At 40.5% G+C, this 21455-nt stretch carries 21 protein-coding genes; 9 read left to right on the forward strand and 12 right to left on the reverse strand.

Annotation, left to right across the window (positions count from 1 at the left end; all coding sequences use genetic code 11):
* Positions 1 to 14 precede the first annotated feature (14 nt).
* Positions 15 to 809, reverse strand: coding sequence for a lysophospholipid acyltransferase family protein (locus tag AC1M9K_RS13550; RefSeq protein WP_481589550.1), 795 nt, complete (start codon positions 807 to 809; stop codon positions 15 to 17).
* Positions 810 to 1187: 378 nt separating this feature from the next.
* Between AC1M9K_RS13550 and hflX the strand changes: the two genes are divergently transcribed.
* Genes hflX through AC1M9K_RS13565 form a run of 3 tightly spaced genes read left to right on the forward strand, consistent with a single transcriptional unit; the run spans position 1188 to position 3620 of the window.
* Positions 1188 to 2519 (forward strand): ribosome rescue GTPase HflX, encoded by a 1332-nt coding sequence (hflX, locus tag AC1M9K_RS13555; RefSeq protein ID WP_481589551.1) that lies wholly within the window; start codon positions 1188 to 1190, stop codon positions 2517 to 2519.
* A 42-nt stretch (positions 2520 to 2561) separates the two neighbouring features.
* Positions 2562 to 2933: a hypothetical protein gene (locus AC1M9K_RS13560; RefSeq protein ID WP_092768555.1), complete on the forward strand. Its 372-nt coding sequence runs from the start codon at positions 2562 to 2564 to the stop codon at positions 2931 to 2933.
* A gap of 9 nt (positions 2934 to 2942) precedes the next feature.
* Positions 2943 to 3620: an LrgB family protein gene (locus AC1M9K_RS13565; protein ID WP_035270007.1), complete on the forward strand. Its 678-nt coding sequence runs from the start codon at positions 2943 to 2945 to the stop codon at positions 3618 to 3620.
* Positions 3621 to 3695: 75 nt separating this feature from the next.
* On the opposite strand, the gene AC1M9K_RS13570 is transcribed toward AC1M9K_RS13565, so the two are convergent.
* The 4 genes from AC1M9K_RS13570 to AC1M9K_RS13585 all read right to left on the reverse strand — a co-directional run bounded on the left by AC1M9K_RS13570 (position 3696) and on the right by AC1M9K_RS13585 (position 6900).
* Positions 3696 to 4547 carry a symmetrical bis(5'-nucleosyl)-tetraphosphatase gene (locus AC1M9K_RS13570; RefSeq protein WP_180028601.1) on the reverse strand — a complete coding sequence of 284 codons (852 nt, stop codon included), beginning with the start codon at positions 4545 to 4547 and terminating at the stop codon, positions 3696 to 3698.
* Positions 4548 to 5360 (reverse strand): 16S rRNA (adenine(1518)-N(6)/adenine(1519)-N(6))-dimethyltransferase RsmA, encoded by an 813-nt coding sequence (gene rsmA, locus AC1M9K_RS13575; RefSeq protein WP_035270009.1) that lies wholly within the window; start codon positions 5358 to 5360, stop codon positions 4548 to 4550.
* Between the two features lie 33 nt (positions 5361 to 5393).
* Positions 5394 to 6359, reverse strand: a complete 966-nt coding sequence (gene pdxA / locus AC1M9K_RS13580) for a 4-hydroxythreonine-4-phosphate dehydrogenase PdxA (protein WP_481589562.1) — start codon at positions 6357 to 6359, stop codon at positions 5394 to 5396.
* 118 nt (positions 6360 to 6477) lie between these two features.
* Positions 6478 to 6900 (reverse strand): hypothetical protein, encoded by a 423-nt coding sequence (locus AC1M9K_RS13585; RefSeq protein WP_481589552.1) that lies wholly within the window; start codon positions 6898 to 6900, stop codon positions 6478 to 6480.
* Positions 6901 to 7111: 211 nt separating this feature from the next.
* On the opposite strand from AC1M9K_RS13585, the gene rplM reads away from it, so the two are divergent.
* From rplM to AC1M9K_RS13610, 5 genes are all read left to right on the forward strand, one after another.
* Positions 7112 to 7540 (forward strand): 50S ribosomal protein L13, encoded by a 429-nt coding sequence (rplM, locus tag AC1M9K_RS13590; RefSeq protein WP_035270016.1) that lies wholly within the window; start codon positions 7112 to 7114, stop codon positions 7538 to 7540.
* 12 nt (positions 7541 to 7552) lie between these two features.
* Entirely contained in the window at positions 7553 to 7939 is a 387-nt protein-coding gene (rpsI, locus tag AC1M9K_RS13595) for a 30S ribosomal protein S9 (protein ID WP_035270019.1), read from the forward strand.
* 870 nt (positions 7940 to 8809) lie between these two features.
* Complete coding sequence (locus AC1M9K_RS13600; protein ID WP_481589553.1) at positions 8810 to 9463, forward strand: glutathione S-transferase N-terminal domain-containing protein; 654 nt, start codon at positions 8810 to 8812, stop codon at positions 9461 to 9463.
* Between the two features lie 21 nt (positions 9464 to 9484).
* A complete protein-coding gene (locus AC1M9K_RS13605; protein ID WP_035269488.1) occupies positions 9485 to 9919 on the forward strand; it encodes a ClpXP protease specificity-enhancing factor in 435 nt (144 codons plus the stop codon).
* A 19-nt stretch (positions 9920 to 9938) separates the two neighbouring features.
* A complete protein-coding gene (locus tag AC1M9K_RS13610) occupies positions 9939 to 10589 on the forward strand; it encodes a hypothetical protein (protein ID WP_481589554.1) in 651 nt (216 codons plus the stop codon).
* 45 nt (positions 10590 to 10634) lie between these two features.
* Here AC1M9K_RS13610 and AC1M9K_RS13615 read toward each other — a convergent pair whose 3' ends face one another.
* The 6 genes from AC1M9K_RS13615 to AC1M9K_RS13640 all read right to left on the reverse strand — a co-directional run bounded on the left by AC1M9K_RS13615 (position 10635) and on the right by AC1M9K_RS13640 (position 19208).
* On the reverse strand, positions 10635 to 12584 hold the full coding sequence (locus tag AC1M9K_RS13615) for an acetyl/propionyl/methylcrotonyl-CoA carboxylase subunit alpha (protein ID WP_481589555.1): 1950 nt from the start codon (positions 12582 to 12584) through the stop codon (positions 10635 to 10637).
* An 83-nt stretch (positions 12585 to 12667) separates the two neighbouring features.
* Positions 12668 to 13498 carry an enoyl-CoA hydratase/isomerase family protein gene (locus AC1M9K_RS13620; protein ID WP_481589556.1) on the reverse strand — a complete coding sequence of 277 codons (831 nt, stop codon included), beginning with the start codon at positions 13496 to 13498 and terminating at the stop codon, positions 12668 to 12670.
* 14 nt (positions 13499 to 13512) lie between these two features.
* Positions 13513 to 14670, reverse strand: coding sequence for an acyl-CoA dehydrogenase family protein (locus tag AC1M9K_RS13625; RefSeq protein WP_481589557.1), 1158 nt, complete (start codon positions 14668 to 14670; stop codon positions 13513 to 13515).
* A 140-nt stretch (positions 14671 to 14810) separates the two neighbouring features.
* Complete coding sequence (locus AC1M9K_RS13630; protein WP_481589558.1) at positions 14811 to 16424, reverse strand: acyl-CoA carboxylase subunit beta; 1614 nt, start codon at positions 16422 to 16424, stop codon at positions 14811 to 14813.
* Between the two features lie 31 nt (positions 16425 to 16455).
* Positions 16456 to 17337 carry an SDR family oxidoreductase gene (locus AC1M9K_RS13635; RefSeq protein ID WP_481589563.1) on the reverse strand — a complete coding sequence of 294 codons (882 nt, stop codon included), beginning with the start codon at positions 17335 to 17337 and terminating at the stop codon, positions 16456 to 16458.
* A 71-nt stretch (positions 17338 to 17408) separates the two neighbouring features.
* Positions 17409 to 19208, reverse strand: coding sequence for an acyclic terpene utilization AtuA family protein (locus AC1M9K_RS13640; protein ID WP_092768480.1), 1800 nt, complete (start codon positions 19206 to 19208; stop codon positions 17409 to 17411).
* 160 nt (positions 19209 to 19368) lie between these two features.
* Here AC1M9K_RS13640 and AC1M9K_RS13645 point away from each other — a divergent pair, with 160 nt between their 5' ends.
* On the forward strand, positions 19369 to 19971 hold the full coding sequence (locus AC1M9K_RS13645; protein ID WP_035269534.1) for a TetR/AcrR family transcriptional regulator: 603 nt from the start codon (positions 19369 to 19371) through the stop codon (positions 19969 to 19971).
* A gap of 51 nt (positions 19972 to 20022) precedes the next feature.
* Here AC1M9K_RS13645 and AC1M9K_RS13650 read toward each other — a convergent pair whose 3' ends face one another.
* Positions 20023 to 21186, reverse strand: coding sequence for an acyl-CoA dehydrogenase family protein (locus tag AC1M9K_RS13650; protein WP_481589559.1), 1164 nt, complete (start codon positions 21184 to 21186; stop codon positions 20023 to 20025).
* Between the last annotated feature and the right edge of the window lie 269 nt (positions 21187 to 21455).

Genomic DNA, 21455 nt, shown 5'->3' on the forward strand with positions numbered 1-21455 from the left:
TTTGCTTCTACTGATTAAGCTTTGAGTACTTTTTGATGTAATACTTCCAATCCTTCCTGCATTCTGAGTTGCACTTCTCTCGTTAAGCTTTCAACTGTATGTCCAGTAACATCAATCGTGGGCAAAGCTGTTAAATGTGCAACGACTTGAGGCATTTCCAATACTGCTTTGAGATGCACTGTAAATCCAATATTTCCGATAAAGGGAGCAACCTGATCTAACTCCCCCTCTTGATTGACATAACAGATTAAACAAACTTGCACTGGTTTTTGAGCCTCGATAGCTGCAGCTAAAAGTCTTCCATGCACTTTTTTGACTTTAGTTCCATCAGTCGTGGTTGCTTCTGGAAAAAATAAGACAGGAATATTTTGCTTCAAAAATTCTGTGATTTGCTCTTTAATACGGACCGAATCTCCTGAACCTCGGTTAATGAACAGTGTTCCACCACCCTTGGCAAGTTTCCCAAAAATCGGCCAATTTTCAATTTCTGCTTTTGCTAAGAAAAATACACGCGCACTCGAACCTAATACAGGAATATCTAACCAAGAGATATGATTGCTCACCCATAATGCGGGTTCACGAGGAATGTTGCCATGTACTTGTAAATCGATATTAAAAACTTTGCATAAGCGACGGCAAAAATGTTGTACATAGCGAGTATTGTTTGGATTATTCGGATTTTTATACATTTGATGCCTAAAAATTAAATAAAACCCTTCAGTGACAGCAGCAGTACCTGAGATGATTTTTTGGCTATATAGCGCTGTTTTTGAAAATAAATTGAGTTTTTTAGGCTTTAATGTTGTCATAAATTATTTCACTAAATAATAACAGGCGTTATCCACTATAGCTCCATTCTATACTGAGCTCACCAGAGATGCATTGATTATAAAAACCGTATACATAGATTTGAAAATTCAATTTCAATTCAAATACCCAATAAAATATAATTTTTAAATCGAATTTATAGATTTAAAAATTATGCAAACTACAACTCAATCACCATCAAATCAAGTCATTCCCATCTGGTCGGCACTCTTCTCATTGGCATCAATTGTCGGTGGCGTCTTTTTATTTATGCTGGCGTTTATACTTATGTTCAAAACTGCTTTAGGTTAATTTAAATCTATTTCCCTCAATTGTTCAATTTCCTCTACACTAGAGTTTTGATGTGGAGTATTAGCTGAGTGGAAGTTACTGGACAAAATCAAGCAAATGAACGTGCGGTCTTGGTGAGTGTTAATGTCCAAATATTAGAAGATCGTGATCAAGAAGAATTTCGTTTATTGGCCAAATCTGCTGGTGCAGAGATTCTTGAACATATACAAGCTCAACGTATTAAACCTGACCCTAAATTTTTTATTGGTTCGGGTAAAGCTGAAGAAATCGCCGAATTTGTTGCAGCGGTAGAAGCTGATATTGTCATTTTCGATCATTCCCTCACACCATCTCAAGAACGTAATCTCGAGCGTGTTATTCAATGTCGTGTCATCGATCGTACTCGCCTTATCTTAGATATTTTTGCACAACGCGCACGCACACATGAAGGTAAACTACAAGTTGAATTGGCTCAGTTAGACCATCTCGCTTCACGTTTAGTGGGTGGTCGCATGGGCTTAGATGGCCAAAAAGGTGGTATTGGTTTACGTGGTCCAGGTGAAACACAATTAGAAACAGATCGTCGTTTACTTCGTCTCCGCATAACCCAGCTCAAAGACAAACTTGAAAAAGTCCGCCAAACACGAATTCAAGGTCGTGCAGCGCGTCAAAAAGCGTCTATTCCAACAGTGTCTCTAGTCGGTTATACCAACGCAGGAAAATCCACCCTATTTAATATTCTTGCTGAAAGTGATGTGTATGCAGCAGATCAATTGTTCGCAACTCTTGACCCAACTTTAAGAAGATTAAATTGGGATGGCATTGGAACATTGGTCTTGGCTGACACAGTGGGATTCGTTCGCAATCTTGCACACTCGTTAGTAGAGTCATTCAAAGCAACCCTTGAAGAAACACTTGAGGCGACTTTGCTTTTACATGTTATCGATTCAAATAGTCCAGAAAAGCTTGAGCAAATTGATGCTGTTGAAAAAGTCCTAAAAGAAATTGGGGCTCAAGTGCCAATACTACGCGTATACAACAAAATTGATCAAACGGGAGAAGAACCTAAAATCATTTATGCTTCTCCCAATTTGCCTGATCGAGTCTATGTTTCAGCACACTCAAGTCAAGGTTTAGATTTACTGCGACAAGCCGTTCAAGAGTGTTTAATGGGGCAAATACAACAATTTGAACTCACACTCAGACCTGAATATGGCAAATTACGCAATCAACTGTATGAATTAAATGTGATTCAGTCTGAACATTATGATGATCTAGGTCATTTGATTTTAAATATTCAAATTGCGCCACATAAATTAGAGCAACTTATAAAACAAGCACATTTACCAATTGATCAAATTCTTGGTGATAAGGCGCAACAATTTAAAAGACCTTTAGAAGAGTTTGAAATCAAATCATAAATCAGTTAAAACGTGATAAATAATGTTAAAAGTATAATCATGATGCAGTGGATGAAAACGATAGATTGGCCAGCATGGATTGGCACCATAGTGCTTATTATTGGCTTCCGAGAAGGTTCAGTTTGGCTTATGACTCAATTGAATCATCCCGAACTGGGCAATCTTGTCGGGTTGCTTTCCTTACTACTTGTACTGTTTGCTTGGCGTAGATTTGGCACTCTTCCAACCAGAGTTGTCGATGTAAATAATAAAATCATGAAAGAAAGTGCTTTCGCATTTTTACCAATTAGTGCTGGGGCATTGGTTATGTTGGTTCATATGGGTAAAGAAATTCCTCTTTTTTTACTCGTACTCACGTTAAGTACACTTATTCCACTTTGGGTTTACGCCAAAATGGCAAAACGCTGGTTATAGGAGAGAAATATGCTCGCAATTTTAATCGGCTTTGCTATTACGTTATTCGCCTATTTAATTTCAAAACCCTGTAACCGTGTCGTACCACAGATTCCTGTCATTGTATTCGGGATGTTCTTTGTGATCGTCATCTTACTGATTATTGGTATTCCTTATGATCACTACATGAAAGATGTCAATCCGATTTTTGATCATTTATTAGGATACGTCACAGTGGCTCTCGCGATCCCACTTGCAGCGATGCGTTATGACGATTTACCACTAAAAGGCATTTTAGGAATATTAGTTTTTGCTAGTGTCAGTGCTGTCGCATTGCCTATGGGCTTAGCGTATCTACTGCATATGGCAGATTCGACCATTATGGCTTTCGCTACACGTGCAGTGACAACACCAATCGCAATTAATATTGCGACCTTACTCCATGCACCAATTAGCTTAGCCATTTTAATCGTTATTTTATCTGGCGTGATTGGCGCAGCTTTTTCACCACTCATACTACGTCATATTAATGATGAGCGTGCCTCAGGCTTAGCACTCGGTTTAGCAGCCCATGCGATTGGGACAGCTCAAGCTTGGCAACGAGGCAGTGTAGCTGGTCGTTATGCTGCATTTGGTATGGCGGTAAATGCAACGTTTACAGCCGTTTGGCTCCCTACTTTTATTCACTTTTTAAAAGCGACCTCTTGATATACCCACAACTGAAAATAAAAAAGCCACTGATGAGTGGCTTTTTTATTAGACGAAAACGACCAAAAGTAGATTCTATGCAAACATAGGATTATCAACAGCAAACATTTGCTGATCTTCAAGACGATACGCCATTAATTGATTGCCCCAGACACAACCACCGTCAACATTCTGAATATGCGCAGATATTGTTCTGCCCTGTAAGGCAGCCCAATGTCCAAAAATGACTTGATGAGTTTGAGCAGCTTTTGACTCATATTCAAACCATGGCTGATAGCCAGCTGGCATCGGCTCATCTAAAGCGTCTTTAAAACTAAATTCAAGTCGACCCTCTGGATCAGTCAAACGCATACGGGTTAGATAATTCACGATACATCGTAAGCGCTCATGTCCTGTTAAATCATCTGACCATAATGTAGGTTCTTTACCATACATTTCTTTCAAAAATGCATCCAGAACATCAAAATCATCATGCGCAATAACCGTTTCAACTTCTTGAGCAAACTGTTTCACTTGCTCTACTGTCCAAATATGTGGAATACCCGCATGTGTAATGACAATATTTTCATTTGGACATAAACATAAGGGTTGTTTGCGTAACCAGTCGATTAAATCATCACTGTCAATCGCATCAATCACATCACGAGTATTGTCTTTCTCTTTAATCTCTTTAATGCCCCTTGCACACGCTAACAAGGTCAAATCATGATTACCCAAGACTGTCGCAGCAACGCCTCGATCGACCAGTTTCTTGATAAAACGTAAAGCGCCAATCGAGTTTTCACCACGTGCGACTAAATCACCCGCAAACCATAAAAAATCCTGATCAGGATCAAATTTGATTTCCTTGAGTAACATTTTCAAAGCTTCAAAACAGCCCTGAACATCACCAATCACGTAATTATATCGAATGTTTTCACCAGCCATTTATGCATCTACCATTTGATCTGCAAGTGCAACAAATTGAGCAAGTGTTAATGTTTCTGGACGCGCCATTGGATCAACACCAGCTTTTTCAAATCCTTCCTCTTGCAACATGCCTTTTAAACTGTTGCGAAGTGTCTTACGGCGTTGTGTAAATACATGGGAGACTAAACGTGCCAAGGCTTTTTCATTCTTCGCCACTATTGGTTTTACATCATACGGCTCTAAGCGAAATACCGCAGAAGTTACTTTGGGTGGTGGGTTGAACGAACCAGGTGGCACTTCAAACAAGAATGTCGGTTTACAGTAGTACTGAATCATGACTGATAAACGACCATATTCTTTGGTATTTGGTGATGCCGTAATACGATCGACCACTTCTTTTTGCAACATGAAGTGCATGTCTTTGACCTTGTCACCAAACTCTAAGAGATGAAATAACAAAGGCGTAGAAATGTTATAAGGTAAGTTACCGACAACACGCAACGGACGACCATCAAACAATTCAGTGAAGTCGTAGCGTAAAGCATCAGTTTCCACAATAGTTAAACGTTCAGGATGCGGTACACGACCCGGTAATCCAGCTGCTAAATCACGGTCTAATTCAATGACAGTCAAAGCATCACATTCACCAATTAAAGGCGATGTTAAAGCAGCAAGACCTGGACCAATTTCAACAATATTGTCACCAGTACGCGGGTTCACCGAACGCACAATTTTGGCAATGACACGTTGGTCATGTAAGAAGTTTTGACCAAAACGCTTACGCGTGTGATGCCCTTCATCTTTCGGGTTTAAGGCATTAATCTGATACATAAAGATTTCCAACGTGTAATTAAGACAAGATCACTAACGCGCTAAATCGAGCGCTAAGTCCACAGCCACATGTAAGCTCGAGTTTTTCGCAAGTCCAGTACCTGCGAGGGAGAGTGCTGTGCCATGATCGACAGAGGTGCGAATAAACGGCAAGCCCAAAGTAATATTAATGGCTTCACCAAATCCTTGTGATTTTAACACAGGTAATCCCTGATCGTGATACATGGCTAAAACTGCATCGGCATCTTTTAAATTTTCTGGTGTAAATAAGGTATCTGCAGGCAGACATAAACTCATGTCTATCCCTTGCGCACGATAGCGTTCAAGTACAGGATTAATCACTTCGATCTCCTCCACTCCTAAATAACCATCTTCACCTGCATGAGGATTTAAACCGCACACCAAAATTTTGGGAGATTCGATTTTAAATTTTGATTTTAAATCATGAATCAGAATGTCGATGACCTGATGCAAGCGCTCAGCTGTAATCGCATCCGCAACCGCACGAAGGGGTAAGTGCGTGGTTGCAAGTGCAACACGTAAGGTTTTGGTTGCCAGCATCATGACCACGCGTAATACACCAGCAAACTCTTGGTAAAACTCAGTGTGACCACTGAAATGAATACCTGCCTCATTGATCACTGACTTTTGTACAGGTGCTGTCGCCACGCCAACGCTTTTACCTGACATCGCATAGTCTGCAGAACGGCGGAGTTGCTCTAAGACATAACTCGCATTTTGAGCATTTAACTCACCCAGTACTACAGTTTCATTTAAAGGAATATGTTCCACATAAAGCTGACCCACTTTTGACGATGTTTGTTGCCCTTGATACTCAATCACTTCAACTTCAAGATGAAGTTTTTCTGCACGTTGCTTGAGCATTTGTATATCAGCAAGCACGACGAGTGGACGCTCATCCAAACGTTGCGCAAGGCTTAAACAGATATCAGGACCAATTCCAGCAGGCTCACCGCTGGTGACATACAAAGGAAGCATAACGATCATCATTCAAGGATTTTTATTATTTTAATACAGATCGAATGTACGATGTTCAACAATACCAAAATGGTAAAATCTTAGCCCTCTGATTTTTTTAATCGTTCTTTTGAGTCTTTTAGTGCCAATCCATACGAAATCTTGCATCTAATAGACCAAAAGCATGAGCGACTTCGGATACACATACAATCACGATGACGAAGAACAAACCCAACAAAAGAATCCGTCCAATCGTTGAACGCGCTGAATAAAATGCTGAATCTTTAATGCACAAGAAACCCAAGCCACCGATTAAATAGATGATCCAAGGGAAAATCATAAAATGTGCATACATTGAATATATAAGAATGACACTTAAAACATCGATTCCATAAATAGCGCCAAACACCATGCCTAACGCTAAATATATTCCGAGAAAAATAAATAAAAATCCGGTCAAAAATTTCGTCACCTTGCTCACTTTGATTTGATCATGGCGTGAAGATAAATCTGAATGATGAACAGGAGGAGAGAAACGATCATTATTATTTTGTGAACTCATCAAAACTCTGAGCTATTATTATGATTATTTCCTCATTCTAAAAGAAATTGATTAAATAAACCGCTATACTTTTCAATCTAAATTAAATAGAATATGCCCCTCGAAATCTTAATATTTTGATTGTGGTTCTAGTGTTTTTCCGCTAGAATTCGCTCTCCTTTTTGTTTGGACAGATTCCACCGTCCAAACCAACTATAATAGGTAGTGGTTAATGAAAACTCTCAGCGCTAAGCCAGCTGAAGTTCAACACGACTGGTACGTTGTTGATGCTTCTGGCAAAACTTTAGGTCGTCTTGCGACTGAAATCGCACGTCGTTTACGCGGTAAGCACAAAACTTCTTATACTCCTCACGTTGACACTGGTGATTACATCGTAATTATCAATGCTGAGCAAGTTCAAGTAACTGGTAATAAGTCACTTGATAAGAAATACTATCGCCACACTGGTTTCCCTGGTGGTATCCGTGAAACTAACTTTGAAAAATTAGTTGCTCACAAGCCAGAAGAAATCTTCCAACGCGCTGTAAAAGGCATGTTGCCAAAAGGTCCTCTTGGTTATGCTATGATCAAGAAAATGAAAGTGTATGCTGGTGCTGAGCATCCTCACACAGCTCAACAGCCACAAGTTTTGGACATCTAAGGGATACAGCACATGGCTACTAACTATGGTACAGGTCGCCGTAAGACCGCAACTGCACGTGTTTTCCTATCTGCTGGTACTGGTAAACTCGTTATTAACAACCGTTCTTTAGAACAATACTTCGGTCGTGAAACTGCTCGTATGGTTGTACGTCAACCACTAGAGCTTTTAGATGCTACTGAGAAATATGACCTTTACATCACTGTTGCTGGTGGTGGTATCGGTGGTCAAGCTGGCGCAATCCGTCACGGTATTACTCGTGCATTGATCGCTGCTGACGAAACTTTAAAACCTGCTCTTCGTCAAGCTGGCTTCGTTACTCGTGATGCTCGTGAAGTTGAACGTAAGAAACTTGGTTTACGTAAAGCTCGTAAACGTCCACAATTCTCTAAACGTTAATTCGTTTTCCGAATTCGGACAAAAAAACCTTGGCTTATGCCAAGGTTTTTTTTCATCTTTATATTTTCCCTTACTCATGAAAATCAGTCGTACACGATACTTTAAAATGAATATTAAACGCTGATATCAATAAAAAGATGCTAGTTTTTATTGCTCTATTTTGACTGACTTAAACAAACATATGCTTAATCATCTATCCCAATTTGAGGATTGTTAACTTTTTATAACTTCATTAAAAAATACTTTCATGCAGTTTTTTAAATTAAGGGGATAAAAATGTTAAATAGGGAAATATGTTTATCATTCGCCGTAGCCGCTACAATATTAGGTACATCCAATATTGCACAAGCAAATAACTCACAATCGATAGATGCTTTAGCCGTGTGCTGGCAATCCAATACGGGTAAGCATGTTTGTGATGGACCCATACAAAGATTAATGTCTTCATATGAAAACATAAATAAAGCATTAGAGTTAGTTGGATGCTCAGATGGATACCCTGTACAAAATAACAGTCTGGTACATCGATCTTTAGGTCAAAAATTCTCAGTGGTTTACAAGTGTGGCTATAAACTTAGACCAGGCGACACAAGTGCATTAACTAACAATCGCGACGTCCGTCAATGGTGGAGTGGAATCATACATTAGTGAACAAGGCCGATTTAAAGATCGGCTTTTTACATCGCTTTGGATAAAAAAGTTAAAGATTGAATTTCAACAATGCAAGGATAGAAGTTAATAAAAAACGTTCCAGACATAAATACGAATCAATATAAAATCCAAGTGTTTTAATATGCATCGCTCATTAAACGATGATTTTAGCGTGCTTTTTTAGTATCCTTATCTATTCATTAATACTTTGATTGGAATATGTCAGTCGAAACCACCCCATTACAAGGCATCACCATTTATAGTCATGCAGATGACTTTCGATCGCATTGGATTCGCTTCTTACTGGCAGAAAAACAAATTAAACACAATTTATTTATTGTCGACGAAGACAACGAGGATCTTGCGAGTTTAAATCCATACAATCGACTCCCGATGATGATTGAAAATGAGTTAAAACTTTTCAATACATCCATCATTTCTGAATATTTAGATGATCGCTATCGTCAGAATAAGTTATATGCAGATGCTCCTGCTCCACGTGCAGAACAACGCCAATATATATGGCGTTTTGAAAATGACTGGTTAAAACTTGCAGATGATATGTTGCGCCACCCAGACACACTTGATGTTGACGCACAAAAGGCAGCTCAAAAAAAGTTAAAAGATACGCTTATCTCGCTGACACCTTTGTTTCAGCACTATCCTTATTTCATGTCTGAACAATTTACAATTTTAGATTGCATGTTGGCACCGATTTTTATACGGTTAAGAACGATGGGTATTGAGCTTCCAAAGCAACAATGCCGCCCGTTTTATTTATATTGCCAGCGTGTTTTCAGTCGTCCAGCCTTCCTTAAGTCCATGACGGTTCAGGAAAAAAATCGTTATAGTCCTGAATTAAAATCCGCTTAAAAAAGCAAAAGAGTGAGTCACATGTCTGATCAAGAAATCAAATTAAGTCCAACTCGCCCGTATTTAGCACGTGCGATTTATGAATGGATTTGCGATAACAATCTCACCCCATATCTACTGGTAGATGCCACACAGCCTTATACCGATGTACCTACACAGTTCGTTCAAGACGGTCAGATTGTTTTAAATATCGTGCCACATGCTGTGCATCAACTACACATGAGCAATGAAGCGATTACCTTTTCTGCACGTTTTGGTGGTGTTTCCAAAGATATTTATGTACCAATCAATGCTGTACTCGGGTTATATGCAAAAGAAAATGGTCAAGGATTATTCTTTGATCCTGATGAATATGCCAATGCACAAACGGATGAAAATCCGATAGAATCTAAACAGCAACAAAATCAAGAAAATGAAGCACCAAAGAAAAAACCGAGTTTAAGAATTTTGGATTAAAAACTTACAGGAGAGTTGAATGGCTTTTGATTTAGTACAATATTTTGTTGAGCAGACCAAAATTCAAAAGCCTCAGCTGTTGAAACAGTATCCAGCTGAACAACGGCATGAATATCTCAATGAATTAAATATCTTAGCTTTAGGTAAACTCATCAGCCTATGGCGTAAAGACGAAAAAAAAATATACCAAGAAATTCATGCCGCTGACCAACTTTATATTCAAGAAGTCGCACGGCATTTGACGACATCTCAACATAATCAGTCTACGCTGTCTCATCAAGAACTTGAAACTGCGACATCAGAGATTTTGACCTTACAGCTTAATGAACTTAAACAACTTGATGTAACAGGTCATTATCAACTACAAGGCATGAATGAATTACTTCAGGGTCAAGTTGAACATCTCTCTGGTAAAGCAAAAGATTGGGTTTGGCTAACAAATAACCTAAATGAGTTGATTGGTTCTCAACCTGTCATTCAAGAAGAGATATCATTAGACCAAACGATGAAGGAGTTTCATGACATGGTCAATCAAGTTCAACATGATCACCACGATGTTGCTGAGCCAGAAGTAGTGGCTACACCAACTTGGGCAAAAGTTTTAGAACCTGTAGTTGCGATTGCAATTCTTTGGGTGCTTTACTGTGCCGTACAAACAGTATTTGTATAAATCCGGTCATAAAAAAAGCCATCGTTAGATGGCTTTTTTTATTGCTTATTCAGCATCAACCTCAATATTCATCAAGATTTGACGTTTTTTCACTTGCTGACCAACTTGTCCTACGATTTCACCCACAACACCGTCGACATCTGACTTAATTTGCTGTTGGATTTTCATCGCTTCAAGAATCAATAATGTTTGCCCTTTAGTTACACGCTCTCCAGGTTGAGCAATGACATTTATAATTGCACCATCCATTGGGGCACGAATTTTACCATCCCCTGCCACATCGGCAGTCTCAGGTGGTAAATAGGTAATATTTTCCACCATGACGTTGCCATTCGCGCGATCTAAATAAACAAAATTACCATCAAGAACATAGTCGATTCGACGTCGAATTCCATTAATGCTATAAATCAATTGCTGTGTATTTTGCGCTACAACCTCAATAGACTGGCTTTCACCACAGGTTTCAACACTCACTGAACGACCATCACGATGCACAATGAGATCTAACTTTTGATCATCATATCGAAGTTTCAGTGGTAACGCTGAAGAAACTCCTGTGTTCCAATCTGTTTGCGCAGATGCATTTGTCAACAACGCTGCAACCAATGCTAAGCTTTCTAAATTTAGACTCTGCTTATTCAAACTCACATCACTTTGGAAATGCTGTTGAATAAAACCAGTGTTCACATCACCTTCCACCACAAGTGGATGACGTAATAAGTTAACTAAAAACTCCTTATTACTGTTTACACCTAACAGTACAGAATCATTTACTGCACGAGCAAGTAAACGGATCGCATCAGTACGAGTTTTACCATGTACGATGATTTTAGCCACCATTGGATCGTAGAATGGGCTAACTTCATCAGTTGGCATCATGCCGTGGTCGATACGTACGCCTTCTAAATCTGCAGGTTGCCAACGCAAGATTTTACCTGTTTGTGGTAAGAAGTCTTGGCGTGGATCTTCTGCATATAAACGCACTTCAATCGCATGACCATTCATGGTCAATTCTTCTTGTTTAAGCGGTAAAGTTTCACCGTTTGCGACACGAAGTTGCCATTCAACAAGATCAAGACCTGTGATCATTTCTGTTACAGGATGCTCAACTTGTAGACGCGTATTCATCTCTAAGAAATAGAATTCACCTGATTGATCAAGTAAGAATTCAACTGTACCCGCACCGACATAATCACACGCTTTGGCTGCTGCAACTGCGGCATTCCCCATCGCTTGACGAGTTTCTTCTGTCAAAACTGGGCAAGGTGCTTCTTCAACCACTTTTTGGTGACGACGTTGAATCGAGCAATCACGTTCAAATAAATACACGTAGTTACCATGTGTATCACCAAAGACTTGGATTTCTACATGGCGAGGTGCAATCACTGCTTTCTCGATAATCAGCTCACCCGAACCGAACGCATTTTCTGCTTCAGAACGTGCAGTTTTTAACGCTTCAAGTAAATCCGCTTCTTGGTGAACAAGACGCATACCACGTCCACCACCACCTGCTGATGCTTTTACCATCAATGGAAAACCTACTTTTTTCGCTTGATCTGCTAAAAAGTCGATGTCTTGTTGGTCGCCTTCATAACCCGGTACACATGGTACGCCTGCTTCGATCATGGCGATTTTAGACAAACGCTTGCTACCCATGAGCTCAATCGCACCTGCAGGTGGACCGATAAAGATAATGCCATTTTCTGCACATGCTGCAGCAAAATCAGTATTTTCTGATAAGAAACCATAACCCGGATGCACCGCATCTGCGCCAGTTTTCTTACATGCTTCGATAATATTTGGAATCGATAAATAAGATTCTGATACTTTTGAAGGACCGATATAAACCGCTTCATCTGCGACTTGTACGTGACGCGCATTTTTGTCGGCATCTGAGTACACAGCAACGGTTTCGTAACCTAAGGCTTTTGCTGTACGCATCACACGAGCAGCAATTTCACCACGGTTTGCAACTAATACTTTTGTAAACGCCATAGTTCCACCAATTTTTTAGGCTCCTCTGATCTTGAGGAGCGTATCCTTTTTAATTCACATTCATACAGGCGTTGGAATGTGGTTTATTCTGCCCAGCTTGGTTGGCGTTTTTGAATAAACGCCATTGTGCCTTCCATTCCTTCTGCGCTTGCCACGGCATCTGCAAATTGACGTGCTGCATCATCAAGTAACGGCCCCAATTCTTCTTTGGTGGTACGATGTAATAATGCTTTGGTTGCACGCGATGCCAATGGCGCACAGCGTTTAATTTGGGTAATGGTTTCTTCAAGTGCTGATGCAAGTTCAACTTCATCTGCAACCACTTGATGCACAATCCCCACCTCTAAAGCGGTTTGACCCTTAAAGCGCATACCTAATAAGGCTAAACGACGTGCTTGAGTTAAGCCAACACGTGTCACCACAAACGGTGCTATTTGTGCAGGTAAAATCCCTAAGCCAGTTTCAGGTAAGCCAAATTGTGCTTCTGCATGCGCAATTGCAACATCAGAGACACATGCCAAACCGAAACCACCACCGAGTACAGCACCTTCAAGTACAGCCACAACCGTTTGTGGTGCTTGATCGACTTGCTCAATCAACGCACCAAAGGTACGGTTAAATTCGGTATATGGTGTGTTGTTTCCCACTTCCATCGCTTTAGCACGGATCGCTGCCATATCTTTGATATTACCACCTGCACAGAAGTGACCGCCTTTACCACGCAAAATTACAGCGCGTACAGACACATCATCTTTGATCGCAGCAAATACCGCTTGCATCGATTGCACCATCTTTAGACTCATCGCATTACGGCTTTCAGGATGGTTTAACCATAAAGTTAAAATGCCACCGTCTTGCTCTAGGATGATGCTGCCATCAACTTCTAAATTGGCAATTGAACTTGATAATGTCATCTCAGATCTCCTGCTTATTTTTTCTTACCAGGAAGGATGTCCATCATCTTACAGATAATGCCAAGCATGATTTCATCCGCACCACCTCCAATCGAAACTAAGCGACCATCACGGTAGAATTGTGCAGCAGGGTTGTCTGCCATAAAGCCATTACCACCCCAGAACTGTAAGCAGCTATCTGCAACTTCACGCGTTAAACGACCTGCTTTTAGTTTTGCCATAGATGCCATTTGCGTTACGTTTTCGCCTTCGATATGAAGTTCACAAGCACGATAGGTTAATGCTTTAAGCGCTTCGATCTCAGTCATTAACTCAGCAAAACGGAAATGGATATATTGGTTGTCAATTAACGGCTGACCGAAAGTTGTACGCTCTTTCGTGTATTGAATTGTTTTTTCGATACATTGCAACATACCGCCCATTGCGTTTGCAGCCCCCCACATACGCTCTTCTTGGAACTGAAGCATTTGCATCATAAAGCCCATGCCTTCTTGACCCACTAAGTTACGCTGTGGCACACGTACGTTGTCAAAAAACACCTGTGCAGTGGTACTAGAACGCATACCTAATTTATCTAATGGCTCAGAGAATGTAATCCCCGGTGTGTTTGCTGGAACCACAATCATTGACTTATTAAAGTGTGGCTTACCGTCAGAGGTATTCGCTAACAAACAGAAAAAGTCTGCTTGTAGAGAGTTTGTGATCCACATTTTATGACCATTGATGATGTAGTCATCACCATCTTTAGTTGCTGTGGTTTTTAGTGCTGCAACGTCAGAACCTGCTTGAACCTCAGATACCGCAATCGCTGCAACTTTTTCACCTGCAACTGCTGGCGTTAAAAACTCATCACGTAATTCTTTGCTACCAAAACGTGCAATTGCAGGGGTTGCCATGTCAGTTTGTACACCCATAGCAAGTGCAACACCACCAACATTGATACGACCTAATTCTTCTGCAACAACAAGGTTATAAGAATAATCGAGTGCCAAACCACCGTTTTCTTCAGGTTTACAGATACCCAATAAACCCAAATCACCCATTTTTTTGAATACTTCGTGGATTGGGAATCGACCCGCTTTTTCCCATTCTGCTGTGAATGGGTTGATTTCGTTTTCTACAAATTGACGTGTTGTACGGCGTAGCGCTTCATGTTCTTCAGTAAATTTCATTTTTTGTCTTCCTTAAAATTTCAATATTTGTTTTTTAATCTTTAATCTACCTTGCGAATCCATGCTTCTCACCTCTTTAAAAAGAGGGGTATTCCTCACTTTTTAAAGGGATGAGGAATATCTTCCGCAAGAGGGATTGATTAGAATCTTGGCACACCAAAACGTGTTGGATTCAACTCACGTGCTTGTGATTCATTAATGGTTTGCAATAAGAAAATCAGCAATTTACGTGTATCACGTGGGTCGATAATGCCATCATCATGCAACATCGCTGTGTTGAATAATGCAGTCGATTGCGACTCTAATTTCATTGCTGTCGATTGTTCTAAGAAGTCCAACATTTGCTCATTTGGCTCCATGCCAGATTCACGTTGTTTCGCTTCCGCAACAATACGAAGTACCTTACCTGCTTGCGCACCGCCCATTACCGCAACACGAGAGTTCGGCCATGAGAAGATAAATTGTGGGCCAAGTGGACGACCACACATCGCATAGTTACCTGCACCGTATGAACCATGAGCAATGATCGAAATCTTCGGCACTGTACAGTTGGCAACCGCTTGGATCAGCTTAGAACCATGTTTGATGATGCCGTTTTGTTCTGCATCTGTACCTACCATAAAGCCTGTGGTGTTGTGCAAGAATAAAATCGGGCGACGTGTTTGTTCACATAACTGAATAAACTGCGCTGCTTTTGCTGCACCTTGTGGCGTAATCGGACCATTATTAGTGATAATGCCTAAATGCATACCACCAATTTGCGACCAACCACATACCGTATGTGAATCATACTCATTTTTAAATTCGAAGAAATCAGAATCATCAACAATACGTGCAATGATTTCTTTCATATCCAAAGGTTGTTTTGGATCTGATGGAATGATGCCAAGTAATTCTTCTGCTGAATAACGTGGCTCTTTATATTCTGGTGTTTCAAGCTTAACTTGCTCTTTCCAGTTTAAATGCTTAAAGATTTCACGTGCGATACGGATACCATCAGCATCATTTTCTGCTAAGTATTCTGCTGTACCTGCCACTTGTGCATGCATTTCTGCACCACCCAATTCTTCAGCAGTTGCCACTTCCCCTGTTGCTGCCAATAACAATGGCGGTCCTGCAAGCAACATTTCAGTTTGCTTACGTACCGTAATCACATAATCAGAAAGACCCGGTTGGTATGCACCACCTGCTGTGGCATTACCATGGACTACAGAGATTTGTGGAATCCCTTTTGCAGATAAACGTGCTTGGTTGGCAAAGGTTGTACCACCAGCAGTAAATACTTCTGCTGCGTAGTTTAAGTTTGCACCACCACTTTCTGCTAAAGTAATGATTGGTAATTTTTGCTCTAACGCAATTTGGTGTAAACGAAGGCTTTTGTGTACACCCATTGGAGCAATCGTACCGCCTTTGATCGCACTGTTATTGGCAGCCACCATACAACGTGTACCATTTACAAAACCAATCCCTGCAATGATCCCGCCACCTGCTTCTGAACCATCTTTATCATCATGCATCTTGTAACCCACAAGACCACACAACTCTACAAATGGAGAATCTGCATCGAGCAACATACGTACACGCTCATGCGGTAAAATCTTTCCTTTTTTATCAAACTTAGGCTTAGCTTTATAAGAACGATCTAGCGCACTTTTTTGAATCGCTCGAATCTCTTCGATTTGCTCGAGCAATTTCGCTTTATTCTGTTCAAATACTTCGCTTCCTACTGCAACTTCGGACTGAATCACTGCCATTCCGTTTCCTCCTTGTTCCTTATAATCTGGATTAATTCTTTTCGTCTTTTTTCTTTAGTACATCTGGAATAAATGCACGGTGGAAGCCGTTATAAGACTCACTATTTTCTGCAGATGATAATGGGAATACGCGTGTACCTTGTGAAGCCGCACCATCAATACGTACTGTCATCCCTGAAACAAAGTTAGCAGCGTCAGATAATAGATAAACAATCGCCGAAGATACTTCCGACTCTGTTCCCATACGTTGTAAAGGCACATTGCTAGAAAGGTTAGGGATAATGAATTCTGCGACAGGGCCTGAATAGGTATCCATCCCTGATGAGATAATCCAACCCGGTGCCACACAGTTTACCCGCACACCTGATTTACCCCATTCCACCGCAGCCGTTTTGGTCAGGTTATCAACACCTGAACGTGCTGCACCTGAGTGCCCCATACCCGGCATACCGCCCCACATATCTGCTGCCATATTGACGATGGCTCCACCATTTTTTGCCATCCACTGGTTATAGGCTTCACGCATTAAAAAGAACGTTGCGTGCAAGTTGTTACGGATCACCGCATCAAAACCATTGGCAGAAATACTTTCTAAAGTCGATGGGAACTGACCACCTGCGTTATTGACTAAACCATCAATGCGACCAAATTTTTCGATCACTTCCGCAATCATATTTTTGACTTGTTCTTCTTCGCGGTTATCACACACGATGCCATGCACTTTACCGCCATCTTCTGTAATTTCAGCAATCACTTTTTCAAGTTTTTCAATCTTACGACCTGTGATGACCACTTGCGCACCAAGTGATGCAAGCTCATGTGCCGTACAACGACCAATCCCCGAACCACCACCTGTCACAATCACGACTTTGCCAGCGAACGCATCATTTCTAAAAATTGATTGATAACCCATTGCGCATAATTCCATTTTTAATTGATGTAAATTTTCTGGATTGGGCATCATGGCGATGCCCAAAGCTGTGCTTACAATAAATTTGCAGGCACTTTCACTGGCATATCTAACAATTGTTGTGCAAAGGCTTTACCTTGTGGGTCAATACGTAAACTCGCAACACCACCACCACCAAGCGCATCAATCAATAAGAAGTTCATGGCATTTAAACCCGGTAATTCATAGCGACGAACTTCGCCACCCTCACCGCCTTCAAATACATGCTTCATATATTCAGCAACATTGGCTTCCGTTAAAGATGCACGAATCCAAGGTAAGAATTCTGGTTTACGTGCAAGTACACCGATGTTGCTGTAGTTACCTTTATCACCACTACGTGCATGTGCAACTTCAACCAATGGCACTTCGATTTCATTACCTGTTAAAGTTGCCACTTCACCTGTAGGAATCGTTGGAATCTCTGCAAGCGGCTCACCCTGTGGTACATCAACTTTATGACGCTCACCATTGATATCCACTTCAACATTTAGTTGAGATTTCTCTACCAAGAACGAGAATAATTTAATCACTGGAGATGGTTTTGGACGACCACCCACAATCCCTGTTAATGCAGGTGCCATACCTGTTGAAGCTTGCGCAATCTCAGATGCAAAGAACATACATGCTTCTTTAAACATATGTTTAACGGCAATTTTCACCACAACTTCACGAGGTTTTTGCACACGACGATTTGCGCCATACGTTGTTTCTGTACCTAAAATCTCAATTGATTTTTCAGTAAATGGTGGAATCGAACGAAGCGCCATTACACGCTCAACTTTATTTAAAATTGCATTAGAAACGGCATAAGCTTTTTCTTCTGCATCTTGGCCTGCAAGTAAGAAACTCACCAACACACGGTTACCATCAGGATAGGTTGTGCTTACTTTGTAATGTTGTGTCGGTGCTGTACCTTTTGCACCTGTCACCAATACACGGTGCTCGCCTACTTGCTCAAGTTTGACTTGGCTAAAGTCAGCAGTTACATCAGGCAATAAATAAGCTTGTGGATGACCAATTTCATACACAATTTGCTCGCCCACAGTACCTGTAGAAACTAAACCACCTGTACCATTTGGTTTAGTGACGATAAATGATGAATCTGCTTTCACTTCAACAATTGGGAAGCCCATGTTGTCAAAGCCTTCAACCAAACGCCAATCTGTGAAGTTACCGCCAGTACATTGTGCACCGCACTCAATCACGTGACCTGCAAGTGCAGCTTGTGCTAATTTATCGTAATCGTTTAAATCCCATTTGTATTCATGCAATAAAGGCCCAATCACAACAGCCGAATCCACGACACGACCTGTGATCACAATGTCTGCACCTAAATCCAGAGCATCACGAATACCTACGGCACCCAAATAAGCATTACTACTTGCGACATGTGGAGGAAGATCCTCACCATTAAACATTTCTTTTATATTTTGTTTTTGAAGTTCAACGTGCTGATCCATTAAATCATCACCAAGTACCACCGCAACTTTCAAATCTAAACCAGCATTTTTGATCACTTCTTGAAGTGCATCACGGCATGCCAATGGATTTACACCGCCAGCATTACTTACAACTTTGATTTTCTTGTCCGCAATTTTTTTGATGAGCGGTGTCATAACACGACTAACAAAGTCCAATGCATATCCATGAGAAGGATCTTTCATTTTGGCTTTTGCCATGATAGACATGGTGATTTCTGAAAGATAATCAAATACTAAATAGTTAATATCCGACATGTGTACCAATTGAAATGCAGCTGTGTTGGTATCTCCCCAGAAACCTGAAGCACAGCCAATTTTTACAATTTTTTGTTCGTCCTGAATATTTGTCATAACAATCTCATTATTCTGTTTAGAATTTGAGATTAATCTACCAAGCAAGCGCTTGGTTTGTAAAGTGCAAAATGTTATTATTATTTGCAAATCTGCTTATTGCGCTAAAATTTGCATGGAAGCAACGCGTTTAGAAAACAAAATAGGATAAAATAACAAGATGATCGCGACCTCTATTGACCAAATTCAACCAATAGCCTGCTTTGACGATACACCACGTGGTCGTTTACTTTTGGGGGCAGCTTATTTATTCCATAAACAAGGTTATGCCAAAACCACTGTTCGTGAACTCGCTCAGTTTATTGGTATCCAATCTGGAAGTTTATTTCATCATTTCAAAACCAAAGACGATATTTTGGCGCATGTGATGGAACAAACCATCATTTACAATCACGCTTGCCTTGAAAGTGCCATATCCACTTCAGACCATCCAGAGCAACAACTCAAGGCTCTGATTAAAGCTGAACTCGATGCGATCTCTGGGGATACAGGTTCCGCTATGGCTGTATTGGTCTATGAATGGTTTTCACTTTCTGAGGAAAATCAGAAGAAACTATTAAAATTAAGAAATGATTATGAAGGGATATGGCTGAGTGTCATCAAGGTATTACATGACAAAGGCAAAATTAAGCACGATCCTTTTATCTGGCGAAGACTGATTGGTGGTTCAATCGCTTGGACCGTAACTTGGTACAATCCAGAAGGGAAAATGTCACTTGATGAGTTAACCAATATCGTCTGGGATATGGCAATGAATGCTTAACTTTATATCTGATCAATTAAAAAAGGTGGCTTATCCACCTTTTTATTTCTTTTAGAAGCCCAGCTGTCGGCTTGCCAAATCTTTCATAATTTCCTCAGCTCCACCGCCTATCATATTCACTTTAACTTCGCGATATATACGTTCAGATTTCATGCCACGCATAAAGCCCATGCCACCTAGTGTTTGAACGGCTGCATCAGCACAGAATTGCATAGTTTGCGTTGCTACGTTTTTGAGCATACAAATTTGTGCAATCATTTCATTCCCTTGAAGTTCAGGACGCCCCATTTTATATGCCGTATCTTCAAGTAAAGCGCGAGTCGTTTGTAAACGTGTTGCCATATCTACCAATTTATGACGAACAACTTGATGATCTACCAAGCGTTTACCAAAAGTACGTCGCTGTTGAGCCCAATCTAGAGCTTCTTCATAACAAACTTTTGCATAACCATAACTACTCGCAGCCAAGAAAAAACGCTCCATATTGAAGTTATTCATGATAACAAAGAAACCCATATTCTCAGGACCAATCAAATTTCTTGCAGGCACTTTAACTTGATCGAAGTGTAGATGAGCGGTATCAGAAGCCCACCATCCCATTTTATCTAACTTCGTTTTTGTAATACCTGGTGTATGGGCATCAATCAGTAGCATTGAGATACCACTGGGTCCTTTTCCTTCAGGATCAGTTCGAACGGCAACGGTATAGTAATCAGCGCGAATACCAGAAGTAATAAAGGTTTTTTCGCCACTGACTACATAGTAATCACCTTCTTTTACTGCTTTTGTTTTAAGTGCTGCAACATCAGACCCCCCTCCCGGTTCTGTTATTGCTAATGCCGAAATCTTCTCACCTGATAAGATTTGTGGCAAAACCTCTGCTTTCACCTCTTCACTTGCAAAGCTATTGATTGGCGGTGCACCGATCATATGTGAAAGTAAGGAAGCGATTAACCCACCTGATGCCGCCTTTGCCAACTCCACACATCCCAATAAAGTATAGAATGCATCTGTATCTGGGATACCACCGTATTTTTCATCAAAACCTGATGCCATCAATCCAACTTCTGCAGCTTTTTTGTAGAGTTCTCGTGGAAAAGTTTCAGCTTCGTCCCACTCATTTACATAGGGAATAATTTCTTTTTCTACAAATTTTTTTACTGCATCGGCAAATGCAAAGTGTTCATCTGTGTAATAGATCGGATTGTATTGCATCAACTATGTCCCTGAAATTATTTAAATCCTCATAGGCATACTGACATTTATTGTTGTTTTTTTAATTGCAAGAATCATCAATCTTTTGGCATAAGTTAACTGAATGGAGCTTCTTATTTAATTACAAGGGTTTAATTATTTTCAAATTCAATTTTTTGATATAAAAAAACACCCCCTTGTATTGAAGGGGGTGTTTAGAATAATGAGCTGGCGATGACTTACTCTCACATGGGTAACCCCACACTACCATCAGCGCTAAGAGGTTTCAC

It is taken from the genome of Acinetobacter sp. 24-47-67, assembly GCF_056779735.1.